The sequence below is a fragment of the Chitinophaga rhizosphaerae genome (genome assembly GCF_003958645.1).
Classification (GTDB): Bacteria; Bacteroidota; Bacteroidia; order Chitinophagales; family Chitinophagaceae; genus Chitinophaga; species Chitinophaga rhizosphaerae.
Genome location: NZ_RXLO01000007.1, coordinates 110,619 through 124,232 on the forward strand (window position 1 = coordinate 110,619; position 13,614 = coordinate 124,232).

General features: G+C 54.2%; 13 protein-coding genes and 1 tRNA gene. 4 read left to right on the top strand and 10 right to left on the bottom strand.

Going from position 1 to position 13,614, the window contains the following annotated elements; all coding sequences use genetic code 11:
* The first annotated feature begins 7 nt into the window (after nt 1-7).
* On the top strand, nt 8-1,183 hold the full coding sequence (locus EJ361_RS17130; RefSeq protein ID WP_126246862.1) for a hypothetical protein: 1,176 nt from the start codon (nt 8-10) through the stop codon (nt 1,181-1,183).
* Nucleotides 1,184-1,195: 12 nt separating this feature from the next.
* On the opposite strand, the gene EJ361_RS17135 is transcribed toward EJ361_RS17130, so the two are convergent.
* Nucleotides 1,196-1,894, bottom strand: coding sequence for an endonuclease/exonuclease/phosphatase family protein (locus tag EJ361_RS17135; RefSeq protein ID WP_164714299.1), 699 nt, complete (start codon nt 1,892-1,894; stop codon nt 1,196-1,198).
* A 363-nt stretch (nt 1,895-2,257) separates the two neighbouring features.
* Here EJ361_RS17135 and EJ361_RS17140 point away from each other — a divergent pair, with 363 nt between their 5' ends.
* On the top strand, nt 2,258-2,776 hold the full coding sequence (locus tag EJ361_RS17140; protein ID WP_126246864.1) for a hypothetical protein: 519 nt from the start codon (nt 2,258-2,260) through the stop codon (nt 2,774-2,776).
* Nucleotides 2,777-2,838: 62 nt separating this feature from the next.
* Here the strand turns inward: EJ361_RS17140 and EJ361_RS17145 are convergent, their stop codons facing one another.
* The gene (locus tag EJ361_RS17145; protein ID WP_164714300.1) at nt 2,839-3,384 is read right to left on the bottom strand and encodes a CAP domain-containing protein; all 546 of its coding nucleotides are present in this window, start codon (nt 3,382-3,384) and stop codon (nt 2,839-2,841) included.
* A gap of 521 nt (nt 3,385-3,905) precedes the next feature.
* Nucleotides 3,906-4,766: a hypothetical protein gene (locus EJ361_RS17150; protein ID WP_126246866.1), complete on the bottom strand. Its 861-nt coding sequence runs from the start codon at nt 4,764-4,766 to the stop codon at nt 3,906-3,908.
* Nucleotides 4,767-5,012: 246 nt separating this feature from the next.
* On the opposite strand from EJ361_RS17150, the gene EJ361_RS17155 reads away from it, so the two are divergent.
* The gene (locus EJ361_RS17155; protein ID WP_126246867.1) at nt 5,013-6,281 is read left to right on the top strand and encodes a DEAD/DEAH box helicase; all 1,269 of its coding nucleotides are present in this window, start codon (nt 5,013-5,015) and stop codon (nt 6,279-6,281) included.
* A 91-nt stretch (nt 6,282-6,372) separates the two neighbouring features.
* On the opposite strand, the gene EJ361_RS17160 is transcribed toward EJ361_RS17155, so the two are convergent.
* From EJ361_RS17160 to EJ361_RS17170, 3 genes are all read right to left on the bottom strand, one after another.
* Nucleotides 6,373-7,371 carry a carboxypeptidase-like regulatory domain-containing protein gene (locus tag EJ361_RS17160; protein WP_126246868.1) on the bottom strand — a complete coding sequence of 333 codons (999 nt, stop codon included), beginning with the start codon at nt 7,369-7,371 and terminating at the stop codon, nt 6,373-6,375.
* A 166-nt stretch (nt 7,372-7,537) separates the two neighbouring features.
* Nucleotides 7,538-8,917 (bottom strand): phosphatase PAP2 family protein, encoded by a 1,380-nt coding sequence (locus EJ361_RS17165; RefSeq protein WP_126246869.1) that lies wholly within the window; start codon nt 8,915-8,917, stop codon nt 7,538-7,540.
* Between the two features lie 58 nt (nt 8,918-8,975).
* Entirely contained in the window at nt 8,976-10,079 is a 1,104-nt protein-coding gene (locus EJ361_RS17170; RefSeq protein WP_164714301.1) for an AI-2E family transporter, read from the bottom strand.
* A 124-nt stretch (nt 10,080-10,203) separates the two neighbouring features.
* On the opposite strand from EJ361_RS17170, the gene EJ361_RS17175 reads away from it, so the two are divergent.
* Nucleotides 10,204-10,274 (top strand) — tRNA-Gln (locus tag EJ361_RS17175).
* Between the two features lie 222 nt (nt 10,275-10,496).
* Here EJ361_RS17175 and EJ361_RS17180 read toward each other — a convergent pair.
* From EJ361_RS17180 to EJ361_RS17195, 4 genes are all read right to left on the bottom strand, one after another.
* The gene (locus EJ361_RS17180; protein ID WP_126246871.1) at nt 10,497-11,072 is read right to left on the bottom strand and encodes a DUF417 family protein; all 576 of its coding nucleotides are present in this window, start codon (nt 11,070-11,072) and stop codon (nt 10,497-10,499) included.
* 64 nt (nt 11,073-11,136) lie between these two features.
* Nucleotides 11,137-11,994: a helix-turn-helix domain-containing protein gene (locus tag EJ361_RS17185; protein ID WP_126246872.1), complete on the bottom strand. Its 858-nt coding sequence runs from the start codon at nt 11,992-11,994 to the stop codon at nt 11,137-11,139.
* A gap of 258 nt (nt 11,995-12,252) precedes the next feature.
* Nucleotides 12,253-12,876, bottom strand: a complete 624-nt coding sequence (locus EJ361_RS17190) for a CatA-like O-acetyltransferase (RefSeq protein WP_126246873.1) — start codon at nt 12,874-12,876, stop codon at nt 12,253-12,255.
* Entirely contained in the window at nt 12,873-13,568 is a 696-nt protein-coding gene (locus tag EJ361_RS17195) for an HAD family hydrolase (protein ID WP_126246874.1), read from the bottom strand. The genes EJ361_RS17190 and EJ361_RS17195 overlap by 4 nt, the downstream gene beginning before the upstream one ends.
* Between the last annotated feature and the right edge of the window lie 46 nt (nt 13,569-13,614).

Below are 13,614 nucleotides of genomic sequence, written 5' to 3' on the forward strand. Positions count from 1 at the left end.
TTTTCATATGAAAACGCAACGCGCCGGGCTCGTCCTTTTGCTGATGCTATGCATTTCCGTACAGCTCATGGCCCAGCAAAAATCGCCCAACCCCATATTCACGGCCGATTCGCTGGCTTCCGGGAATTATAAGGATGTGTTGAACAGTTTCTTCCAGCTGGGATTGGAAAGATTGACCAGCCCCGACAAGGAAATCCGTTTCAAGGGCACGCCCTTCGCCGTTATGGCCAAACTGGACACGACACTGCTGATCGATAAAAACTACCGGAACTACACCCCACTCAGGAACCTCAACTACGCCGTGGGACTGCGGCTAGACAGTTCATTCCGGTTCAATGGGTTTACATCCGGTATCACTTTCGCGATTATCAACAAGCGCGACGAAACCGTCAGCAAAGCATTCCTGAAAACTGTGGAAAACAACGGGCGCGTACAGCAGTTGTATGCCGCCAACACGGCCGCGGGAAAGGAGATCAGCAAAATTCAGGACATGAATGTGAAAGGTGCGTTGCTGCTGGAACTGGATGCATTCGTCAACCAGGGAACGTCTTTCAAGTCGCTGAGCCCCGAACTGAAGGAAATTATTTTGAAAGCGGCAGACGAGCCGCTCCGCCAGGAGCTCAACGAAAAAGGCGATTACAATTTTACCGATACCGCCAAAGCGATTTACAGCCAATTGAAAGAAGACCTCCAGAAGAAAGTGCTATGGACCGTTGGCGTAACGGACACCACCTACAAAGATCAGTTCGTGTTTTCCAACCTGGTGCTGCATACCCAATTCCTCAAAGGGCTCACGCGATCGCCGGAAACCACGCACGACTGGGAGCTCGATATCCAATCCGGCCTTCAGTTCGTAGACGATACGCTCAAATCGGGCAGAGACCTCAAGCGCATGCTGTTCAACCTGGAAACGGGTATGAACGTGGTTTTTAAAGCGAAAACCACCAAGCGGAGTTACCTGGAGATCAAGTTCTCGGGGTCATATTACCGCAATTTCGCGCAGTTGTACGCGGAAGAGGAGCGCGACCGCCTATCTCTCAACGCCACGGTCCGCCTCCGGGTGTTCCCGGAAGTATGGGTACCGCTGGAGTTCAGGTATGATCCGGAAAACGGGAATTTCCTGGGGTTCATCAACATCCGCGCAAACTTCACGGCGCTGGGGAGCATCGCCAAGCAGCTGTAACAAATTCCGTGTTTACCGGCGAATCAATTCCAACTCAGCAACAACCGGTAAATGGTCCGAGCTTAATACGCCATACAGGACCGAAAATTTTTTCACGGCAAAATCTTTCTTCCCGCGAAAGAAAATATAATCAATCTGATGAGTGGGATGGGTGGAAGGAATGGTTTTATGATGGCCGGGCTCGCCGCTATCGGTCCAGCCGTATTTTTTAAGTTTGGCGATTTCTTCACTGCCTGGCTCCGCGTTAAAATCTCCGGTAAGAATCGTAGGAACCGCTGCCGTGTTGAAAAAGGCTTCTTCTATTACATCCACTGTCGATAAGCGGGCATGTTTAGAACCGATCGTTTTTAGCCAGTCGAAATGCGTGTTGATTAACCTTACTTTTCCCAGGCCAGGAGATTTCGTTGAAAGATCCACGGTTAAAGCCATCACCTGGTAGCGGCTTGAGCTTGCGCTCGGGATAGAATGGTTGCCATCGTACACGATCGGATATTTGCTGAGTACAGCGTCTCCATATCCATCCATTTTTCCGAGTGAAGGGCCGAAGACGAAGTACATACCCGTTAGCTGTCCAAGTTCGGCAGCCATGGCCGAGTCCCCTATTTCCTGCAACCCCACGATATCGGGCGCTGTTTCTTTTATCAGTCCGGCAATGTCTTTCAAACTGTTCTCCTTGTTCATGCCTATGCCATAATGGATATTATAGCTCATGACCTTGATCTGGCCGAAAAGTGATGGGGAAGCCAGGCATAATATCCATAGAAGGATTGTTGACGTGATAGCTTTTCGGCATCCGGATTTCGGGTAGCATTTCATTGCGCGTGGTTTTAGTAGTTGTGAATAGGCGCAAAAGATACAAATAATAAAATAAAGTTTATTTATATTAAACAGATGTAGCGAGCCTTGTCCAGTTTTTGTTTGCAGGAAAGTTATCGCACGGAGGAACTGCTTCCTGTCTTACGAAGCATCAACATGCATACGGCGCTTACGCTTTAAGCACCATAATTGCTTTAATGGATGGTATCAATTGATGCTGGCATTGGGCGTGGTTTCATACAGTGGTGTCGTAATCGGATGTTGGATCGAATCGCATACAATTCCCCGCGCAATAACGTAATGGTCCATGAAGACGATTTGATCATCAATGGAATTCTCGACGACATGGAGCCGGTAGCCGGCTATTCGCTCCAGGTCTTCGGGAAAGGATATTCGACCGGCTCCCATCCTTACTACAGCATGTACCATGACGTTGAAAATGCGGGGAAGGAACTGGGGATAACACTGCCCCAAAACGCGGCAACCTATCACGTGGAATGCCCGCCGGACGGACTGAAACGGATCCCTTCCCCGGGATCGGTCAATATCACGGAAGTGACGACGGTGTTTGGCCGGAAATATGTGAAGGGAACGGCAACGGGATCGGTGTGGCGCGATGCCGGTGGTTGCGAGGCCATCCGCGTGGGGGATTTTTCCATCGAGTTCAAGGTGGCGAACCGGTATAATTTCAGTGATTTCGGCGCCCTGCAACCGAAGATGGCCAAAATGATGTTGGCGTCGATGTCGCGGAAGCGAAATAACTTTCAGTTGATATAGCGGAAGTCCGGCAGCTGCGGTGCCGGACTTTTTTAGGCAGGATCAGGGGCAGTGCGCTATCGCTAATAGCTCAGCGCGAGCTCCTGCGTCCAGTAGTTGCCGAATCGCGCGATGCCGGTTTCCTTCAGCAAGGGGTCCATCATCGCCAGACAGTGCGTTTTACTGCCCATCCATCCATCCACTACCGTCTTTTCCGTCAAAATGCCCAGCGCAATATTTTCTGCATACCGATGCCAGTTGAATCCCATCTTACGTATTCTGTCGCCGCCGTTACTGCCGTTCCGGCCGGTATGGCTCATGTAGACGCTGTCGTTCATCTCTTTGCTGTGAAGCCAGGAAGCCTTCTCCAGCCGGATGTTCCAGGTGAGGGGAGGAGCCGGCGGCATATATACCTCGCCGCAGTTGCAGCCTTTGGCGCGATAGGCATTGACGAGGCGCAGCATGTTGGCGCTGTCTACCCGTGGGGCCATCACGAAGCTCGTGTCTTTATATTCAAATGGCAGCGATGCTTTCCCGTTTTCGGGCAGGATCCATTCTTCCAGGGGTTCTTTGGTACAGGCACAAAGCAGTAGCAGGCCTGCGGCGCAGGCAAGTATTGAATTTTTCATAGCGGCTTTTTTTTTGTGCGATAGGCATACCAATGGCGCCTGGCCAATGTAAAACGGCCGTGGTGTCGATAGCGCAGACGCCGGCATGGCTGCCAAAAGCAGTGAATGAGGAATGTAGTATTGGAAAAGGCTGGAGGGGAAAGACTGTCGGTGAAGATTCGGTTGCCCGGGCGGGCGGATCATCTCGTAAAAAAGGCTATTCTCACATTTCGATACAAAGGTAAATGGTGGGTTTTCCCGCTTCAATGACCATAGTCATCGAAATGGATGATCGTGGGGAGGAATGAGGGTGATTGCCTATTTTCGCCGGATGCGCCGCGGAAAGCGAGTTCGGTAATGGCCGGTCGCTGCGCTGCGCCGGGGTTCGATACACTGCCCGCATCCATCCGCAACACCGTGGAAAGCCTGTTGCAGCGCATGCGGAAAGAGCGGGGGCTCCTGCTGAAAAACGGTTAAAACACATCGTATAACACGAAAGCCCGCCGGTTCCGGCGGGCTTTCGTGTTATACGGCGCAATATATCAGTAATGGAAAGTATGCTCCACGGTACGGTCCAGTTGCGGATTGGCGGGATATATAACCTGCGCGCGGCGGAAATTCAGTTTTTCCTGATGGATCGTATAACTGATTTCCCACCGGCGGGTCATGGTTTCCGCAGCGCCCGCGGCTTGCTGGTGCTCGGAGAATTTGGTGGGCATCCGGTCGAGGACGAACATCAGCGGAACATTGTACAGCTCATAATTTTCGAGGTCCATTTCCGATTCTGAAAATATCCATGGGCTGAAAAGGAACGGTGCGCTCCATTCCTGGAACCGGATGATGCGTTTGTTGCCGTTGGGTTGCGTGCTGGTGATTTCTACCGGGCGCTTTTGCGCATCGTAAGTGTAGTTGACCTCGGTAACGAGTTGTTCGCCGGCTTCGTTGAAGTTATAGTACCGGATGCGGGCGGGCATGTTGTCGGCGGCGTTGTAGGTGAAGTGGTAATTTCTGCCGGTGGGGTTGATGAGATGGCGGCTGGTGATCCGGTCTATCTTGCCGTTTTTGAAAACATAAACGCCTTCGGACAGGGAGTTTTGGGTAGTGATGCGGGCCAGCATGCCGTTTTCGTAGTGGAAATCCACATCTGCGGATTGCTGGGTGGCGGGATGGATGGATTTGTATTTTTTCAGGGAACTATCGGCGTTCCAGGTGTATTCGATCCGGAAGTTGGCGCCGGGAACGAGGGCGATGTCGCACGATTTGAGGAGATGCCCTTTCACGACTTTGGTCAGCACGGGAACGGGCTTGGTGGAATCGGGCTCCTGGGGGGGAGGGTCCTTTTTCTTCGAGCAGCCTGCCAGGGCAATGGCGGCCAGCATGATGTGGATAAGCCTGGTTTTCATAAAAAAGCATGGTTTGAATGCAGGCAAACTACCGATTAAAACCCGCGCCGGAAAGGCTTTTCCGATGGAACGAAAGATTGGTCGCCTGAGTGGTATAATAAACAATCCTAATGCGAAACCGGCGCATTGGGGGATTTTCCGTATCTTTGTAAAGTTTTTTTATGCTCCTGGAGATACAATTCGAGTTTTTCCTTCCCTTTAATTTGACATCCAGGCAGTTATCAACGTTACATAAAATCATATCAATTGTCATTCGAGAAATTAGGCCTCATTACACCCATACTTCGCGCACTGGAAACACAAGGCTATACAACACCAACACCCATCCAGGAACAGGCGATCCCTGTTGTGCTGGAGAAACGGGACCTGCTGGCGTGCGCCCAGACCGGTACCGGCAAAACCGCAGCGTTCGCTATCCCGATCCTGCAGTTGCTTTATAAGGAAAAAGAGGCCGCCCAGGCGCCCGACCGTCATATCAAAACGCTCATCCTTACGCCCACGCGTGAACTGGCGATCCAGATCGCGGAGAATATCCGGGATTATGGCGCGCACACCGGCATCCGTCACCTCGTTATTTTCGGGGGCGTTTCCGCGCAAGGGCAGATTGAAGGGCTGAAACGCGGCCCAGATATCCTGATCGCCACGCCCGGCCGCCTGCTCGACCTCTGGCAGCAGGGGCACATCAACCTGCATTACATCCGCCAGTTCGTGCTCGACGAGGCCGACCGCATGCTCGACATGGGCTTCATCCACGACGTGAAACGCGTGATCACCAAGCTGCCGCAGAAAAGACAAACGCTGTTCTTTTCCGCCACCATGCCCGACGAAATCGCCGGCCTGGCGAACTCCATCCTCTCCAACCCTGAAAAAGTGGCCGTAACGCCAGTATCCAGCACGGCGGAAAAAGTGGAGCAGCAGCTGTATTATACGGATAAAGCGAGCAAGCGCAAATTGCTCGTGCATGTGCTGAAAGACGCCTCCATCGTGAGCGCACTCGTCTTCACCCGCACCAAGCACGGCGCAGACCGCGTGGCCAAAGAACTGAGCAAGTCCGGCATCACTGCCAGCGCCATTCACGGCGACAAGTCCCAGAACTCGCGCCAGCGCGCCCTCACCGATTTCAAGGCGGGCCGCATCCGTTGCCTGGTAGCTACAGACATCGCCGCGCGCGGCATCGACGTAGACAACCTGTCTCATGTGATCAACTTCGAGATTCCCAACGTGCCTGAAACCTATGTGCACCGTATCGGCCGTACCGGTCGTGGCGGCGCAAGCGGTATCGCGCTTTCTTTCTGCGACGATGAAGAAAGGGCATATGTGAAAGATATCGTGAAGCTCATCAAGCAGCAGATCCCCGTTGTTACCGATCATCCTTTCCCTGCCCTGGAAGCGCCCGCGGCTCCGGCTCCCGCCGTACAGCTGCGCCAATCGTCTTCCCAGCAGGCGAACAACCGCAAGCAACAGCAAAAGCGGAAATGGCACGGCCGTCCGCAGCAGAACAAACAGAAAATCTAACGCAACCGCTGCGTTAAAAATACCCGACCGGCATCCCGCAACAGTATTCAACTGAAGCAGGATGCCGGTCGGCGTTTATAGTAATACCTTGTTATAATCTCACATACACATTGGCCTGGTCCCACTCGCTGCGGTTGGGCATCGGCTTGGAGGTGGCGTTGAAACCCGGCACAAAGGAAACGTACCAGGCTTTGGTGTCAGTATCGTATTGCAGGCCATAGGTATCCGATCTGTTCGGGCCATGTACCTCCATTTTCAGCGGGCGGCCATCGGCCAGTTTCGCTTCGATTTTGTAAATACCGATGGGAATATTGTTGATGTTGCAGCTCAGGAAGTTGTTGCCCAATTTCTGGCGGATGGTGAACGTCCGGCTGGCATCATAGAGCATACCGCCGGCAGGCGTCAGTTTCAGGATGATTTCGGCATTCTTCGGCAGCGCGCCGTCGGTACTGAACGGACCATCATAAACATCCCAGTTCAGGTAGATCGATCCGCCGAAGTAATTGTTGGAATACCATGGGCGATGGGCGGCATCTGCGGCATTGGCGGTACCGTGGCTGAGGGCCATCCAGTGTTCTACACCGCCTTTGTCGTAGGTGTAGACGCTGGCCACGCTGTCTGCCGTGAAAAGACTGATGGGCACGGGTTTACCGACATAGTTAATGACGGCGAACGCGTGTTTGAATTCCGCGACGCCTTCGAACTCGATTTCATAGTATCCTTTGTCGTTGGTAGTTGTGGTTACCAGTTGCTGGAATCCCGATACTTTTTTCAGGAGCCCCAGTTCTGCGCCTTCGATGGGGTTGCCTGACGCGTCTGTCACGTAGCCGCGTACTTTTTTCGGTTTGAGCGCCAGTTTGGGAAATACGGGGCGGATGGTGGGAAGCCCTTTCATGACGATGGCGTAATTCGTGGTGGGGCCCATGGTGATGGTAGTGTCTCCACGGAGCACGGGCACCGATACGATCGTGGGTACGCCTTCGTTTCCGGGATTGTCGGGATTGGGGTTGCCGGGGTTTTTGTCGCCGCTTTTCGAACAGGCCATGCAGCATGTCAGCGCGGCGAACGCGAGTGAAGTGATCCGTTTCATGATGATGATTTGCCGCGAAATTATCTTCGTTTACGGATCGTCCGGGGTTGCGGAATGCGATATGTTGGTTAGGTGGTTTGAAAGGATGGATGATGGGTTTAAAGTGATAGCCGGGTACGTGAAGTGTGGGCGGAAACCTGAGATACAGGGTGCCTATCCTGCGGGATCACCACAAAAAAGCCGTCAGGCCCAATCCGAAAGTAAAATGATTGAAGCGCACTTTTTCCGTGCCGAGATGTTTGAAGAGGAATTTTCCGTCGTCGGCCACATCGTCCATGACGTCGATCTCGAAATCATGGTCCGAGTCAAAATAAGCGCCATACGCCTTGATGCCGATGTTCCGGGAAATCCTTTTCTGGATGCCCAATCCCGTCGACCAGCTGAAAGTTCCTTCGGGTTTGTAGCGGAGGTAAGGGAAATCGTTTCGCTGGAGGAGGTCTTTCCAGTCGCTGTTCAGCCGCATCATGACGTTCCCGTCAGATCCCAGTGAGGTACCGCCCAGTACTTTCGCCGTTATGAACCAGTTGCGGGGAAGGGGAACGCTGAAAAAGGGGCCGGCATGGAGGTACCGGATGCCCATGGGTTGTGTATAGTGCCCGTCGCTGATTACGGTTACGTCGGGGTCGGTAATGAGCAGGCCATCATCGTTGATGGGAAATGAAGTGAATGCGAATTCCGCACCGGCGCCCATGTTGCGGTGGAAGAACCACGCGCCTTCGGCCCCCATGTTAAAGCCGCGTTTGGCGGATATGCCGTTGACGTTCCCTGTTAGGTCTTTCGTGGTGGCTACCGCATAACCCATGCGGATTTCCAGGAAGCTGGGCTTCCCGTCTACCGGGATCGGGTCTTTATGAATAACCGGCCTTTCGCCCTTTTCCCGGTAAATCCTGTCGGCGATCATGTATGCCAATTCGGTGGAGAGGATGCCGATGCCGGCGCCGGCCACTACGTCAGACACCCAGTGGCGGTTGTTGAGCTGCCGGCCGATAGCTGTTCCCGTGGCCAGGGAGTATCCCGCCACACTATAGAGCGGGTGGCGGTACTGACCGTATTCCTTGTGCAGGAAAGTCGCATTCATGAAAGAATTGGCGGTGTGGCCGGAAGGGAAGGAGTTCCGCTCCGATCCGTCGGGTCGTTCCACTTTCGCCGTGTATTTGATACCGTTGACGATGGCGCCCATGATCACGGCCGAAAAAGCGTATGAAACGAATGCCCTTCCGGGCTTGTTCTTCCCTTTCACGCCGGCCGCATTCAGTCCGATCACGGCGAGCGCAGGCACATATTGCATGTAATCGTCGAAATGATGGCGGAATGTGGGGATGTACCGGTTCCGCAGTTCGCGCACGTTTTGGCGTTCTCCCCACAAAGCGGCGCTACCGGCGAAGAGCACCAGCGGCACGGTGCTGATGCGGACCGCCCTGGCATCCCGGAATCGGTGGGTGTAGGCCGCGCTGTCGGGCACTTTCACGTATTGCGCGCTGGCGGCGGTGTTCAGCAAGATGCAGATGGCGGAAAAAACAGGGATGGCGGAGCGGATCATGTGCATAGTCGGGCTTTAGGTTGTAAGGATATTGCAGAAAATAACAGGGAATGGTGCGGATTGTTCATGTTCCGGTTGATGGAAGCCTCCCTGGCCGATTGTGCCGCCGCTTCCGTTCCAGCCACGAATCATAGAGTGTATACGCCACCGATAGGATGATGGCGCCTTTGAACATCCCGGTGAATCCCCAGGCCGCAAGGCCGCCTACTACGCCGATGAACAGCACGAGAAACGGCAGCCGTCCACCGCTTTTGGCGATGAGCACCGGTTTCAATATGGCATCCGCCGCCAGTACGAAGCCACCGTAAATGGCGAGGAACACGGCAAGCCCGGTATGCCCCTGCACGGCGGCCCAGATCACCAGCGGCAGCCAAACGAGCAGCGGGCCTACCTGAATCAGCACGAGGAAAAAGACGACGGCGGTAAAGAGTATTTTGAAATGCAGTCCGGCGATGGCGAACCCGATATACGACAATGCACTGGCGATGAACGCCGTGCCCATGACGCCGATGGAAACGCCGCGGATGGCGCTCAGACTTGCCTGGATGAGGGTTTGCGCATCGCTGCGGCCCAGCAGGTGGCGCAGGATGTTTTTAAGCGGCAGCAGTGTTTTTGGCCCTGCTGCCAGGAGCATGGCAGACACGAAGATGCCCAGCACGCACTGGAGCGTGGCCCCCGCGATGCCCGCGCCTCCGGTGAGCAGCCGGTGGAGGAGGAGGTTGATCTGGCGGTCGTGCCCCACCAGCGCTTCGCGGGGATTGTCGCGCAGATGTTGCCAGAACTCCGCGATGCTGTTGCCCACGACCGGCAGGTCGGAAATATTGTCGGGGAGGGGCGGGAGACCGTGCTCGCGTATTTCGCCGGCGAACGACAGCAATTGTGAGGCGTGTTTGCCGAGGGCGCTGATGATGAGTATGAAAGGCAGCGCCACAATGGCCAGCAGCAGTACGGTGTAGATGATGGCGGCGAGGGTGCGCCGCTGCCGGGTGCGCCTGCAAAGCCGTTCGAAGGGTTGCGCGAGGGAAACGGCGAAGATGATGGCGAAGGTGAACACGCCGAAAAACACGCGGAGCACGTCGTAAACGGCTACGAACAAGGCGAGCAGCAACAGTAGCACGATAACGGATTCCACGGTATTCCTGGAAGTGGAGCGGCGGATAGGCAGCATGCGGAGACTTTGCGAATTACAACAATTCCCTGGGCGGAGGGTTCGCCCGAAAAGAAACTTGCGACTAAAATTTTGGAGATTACCGAAATGTTTTGTAATATTGCACCCTCTTTCAGAGAATTCTTGCCCAATAGTATAAGGGTAGTACATCAGGTTCTGGTTCTGAGTGTCGTGGTTCGAATCCATGTTGGGCAACAAAAAAAGCCGCTGTTTCAGCGGCTTTTTTTATGTCTTCCCATTTGCTTATCAATTCGTTTCATATTTTAATCATTCATTCCTGATTAAATCCGGGAGCCAACGCGTATTTGAAAGTCTGTAATAATTCTCCATTGTAGCGGACTTATAAAACCTATGCAACTTTCGACTTCGCGCGACTTTGACAGGCTTTATCCCATTATCCTATTGTAATTGAACCGGCTACCGGTTGCGGAGGCGCGAAAGCGCTGCCTTTGCGGAATCTGACAGCAAAACCACGGCCCCCGCGAGCATAATAAGATCCTTCAGCACCAGCCTCCCGGCCGCAGAAAGGTACGGAAACCCGTGATGGGCGCCGCCGAGGCCGGGGACCCAGGTTTCGGGCGTCGTCACGAGAAACGACAACGTACCCACGCCCATGATGATCGTGAGCAGTGCGCCGGCCGTACCGAACAGCGGGTGCGCCCGATTCAGGAGCAGCAGCACACCCATGCCCACCAGCAGTATTCCTAGTCCATAAGCATAACCATACGTATTGTTCGCCTCGTGCCAGGCGATGTTCGCCGGATGGACTTCTCCTTCCTTATTGCGGTGCTGGCCGTATTCATCGGGATGTTGATAGAAAAAACGCATAAACGGACTGTTGGCCACAAAAGGCGTGATACCCTCCGCTTCATACGGCACGAATTTCAACGCGCCGATCCAGATCAATATAACGGAAACAGCTATACGCAACATGCGGATGCCGCTTTTGTCGAGCCGGGCGGCGAAAGCGAGAAAAGAAGTAATGAATTTCATGTACCGAAGGTACGGTTGTTGCCTTCCGGCAAAAATAGCGGGAAGTCGCCAAAACATGGACGAATCAGACAAGGATCGAAACTCCGACCTGCTGCCGGAATTCCCTCGGCGAAACGCCCGTCTGTTTGCGGAAGAGGCGGCTCAGGTACAGGGGATCGTTGTACCCCAGCGCCGTGGCGATCTCTTTTACGCGCTGGTGCGAGAAATGCAGCGCCCGCTTGGCTTCCTGTATCACGTGCTCGGCGATGAGGTCAGACGGGGTTTTGGAAAGGTATTTCGCGGTGAGGCGGGAAAGGGCTTTGCCGGTGATGTGCATCGCCGCAGCGTACTCCGCCGGTTTTTTCCATTCGGTGAAGTGCGCTTCGAGCAGCTGGTGGAACTGCTGCAACCGGGGGCCGGCGTCTGGCGGGAGTTGCGTAAGGGTTTCCTCGATCTGGCGGCTTTTGACGCGGGTGGCGATGATGAGCAAGATTTTCAGATGGGCGATGACGAGATCTTCCCGAGCGAGATCGTCGCTGCCGGACATGGCATCGCGGAGCAGGCGGAGGTAATTGCCGGCCGAAGCCGCCTGTTCATCGTCTAACGGCACGAACGGCGGTGTATAAATATTGTTGAAAAGGACGCCGTTGCAGGCTACTTCGTGCCGGTGTTTTTCGATGCAGTAGAAATCGCCATGAAAACTGAGATGGCTGCCGGTAAATTCTCCATGGAAAGTGTATTCCTGGTAGGGTGTGAAGAACAGGAGCACGGGGGCATGCAGCGTGAACCGGGCATTTCCGGTTTCGCAAACGGCTGAACCGGTCCGCAGGTGGACCACCGCGTAGAGCGGTGCACGGTGCCAGTCGGCGGTGCCGTCGATTTCACGGAGGCTGGCGAGCAGGGCGCCGTCGGCGCTGCGCCGGATGTTGTGGGCCGTTTCCATTCCCTAAAGATATGTAACTGGTTAACAAATCCTCCGGTATGGAAAACCGTAAAAGCAAACCCCGGGCGTTGGAACGGGTTGATACATGCGGCACGCCACTGAAATACGGCGGGCTCATCGGCGATCAGGTACACCGCTCCAACTATTCGGATGATTTTGCACAAACGCCGGTTTTTATCGGCAGCGGCGATCCCGATATGAACGTTCCCGTGAAGCGCGTACACGGAATGGAAAATGTCTATCACAGGAATAGATTCGTTATGCGCTCAGCAGCTCCTGGAAACGGTCCAGGTATTGGGCTACGTGGAAACCGTCCATCAGTGCGTGATGTACATGAACGGACGTCGGCATCACCCGCCGGCCGGCTTTTTCCGTCATCTTTCCGAAAGAAATCTTCGGGCAGGAATCGGGGAAAGAAAAGCTGCGCGCGTGGGAAATGCCGGTAAAGTTGATCCAGGGGATGGAAGAATAGTGGATAACGTTTTCGCCGGAAACGGCCGGTACCAGTCCGGTAGAAGCCTGTACCCGCGCTATTTCCGCGGTGGCGGCGGGCAGAAAATCGGCCATGGCGGGATGGAAATCCATATAAGCGAAGCCGAAAGTGCCGTCGGGGCGGTTGATGGTAGGGGAGGCGTTCACCTGGTCGAATATCCAGACGTCGTCTCCGGCAATGCGGTACCGGAAAGGTTCCGTTTCATTCGCCGCCACCAGCGAGCAATGCAGGTATTCCAGGAAGAAGGAATGCCCGCCCGCTTGGGCTTTGTTATATGCAGCCGTACAATCCACTTCCACGGTAACGCCGAAGAATGGTTCCTCAAACCGGCGGAAGAACGCAAACTGGTCTTTGCGCGCCCAGGCCGCGATGTCTAACTGTTTCTTCATGAAAGTAAAAGCGGTAAGATTTCAGGAATGGCGATCACCTGCCGTAAATTCTCATGTTCCACATGGTGATCGATCTTTTCATACGCCCAGGTGGTATGGTAGGGGATGTGGATGGCGTGGCCGCCGAGCGCCAGCACGGGCAGTACGTCCGACTTGAGGGAATTCCCGATCATGAGGAAATTTTCTGGCTGGCAGTCGAGATGGCGGAGGAGTTTTTTATAATCTTTCTCGCCTTTTTCGCTCATGATTTCGATATGATGGAAATAATGTTCCAGTCCGGATTTGAGGAGTTTGCGCTCCTGGTCGAGCAGGTCGCCTTTCGTGGCTACCACGAGGCGGTATTTGCCTTTGAGGGCTTTGAGGACGTCTTCCACGCCTTCCAGCAGTTCCACGGGTTTGGCGAGGAGCTCTTTCCCGAATTCGATGGCTTTGATCAGTACTTCCGGGTTGGCGGTGTTATTGCTGACGCGGAGGATGGTTTCGACCATGCAGAGCATGAACGCTTTCACGCCGTAACCATATAGGGGAAGGTTCTGCATTTCGGTGCGGAACAGTTCCTGGGAAACGGTGTGATGGGGAAGGTAATCTTCAAGGAGGGCGCAGCATTTCTGTTCGGTTTCCTGGAAGTAGGGTTCGTTGACCCAGAGTGTATCGTCGGCGTCGAATGCGATCGTTGTGATGTTCGTTATCATGATTTCCGTTTTAGGAATGGGGAAGGCAAAGGTAGGGTTTTTCCGG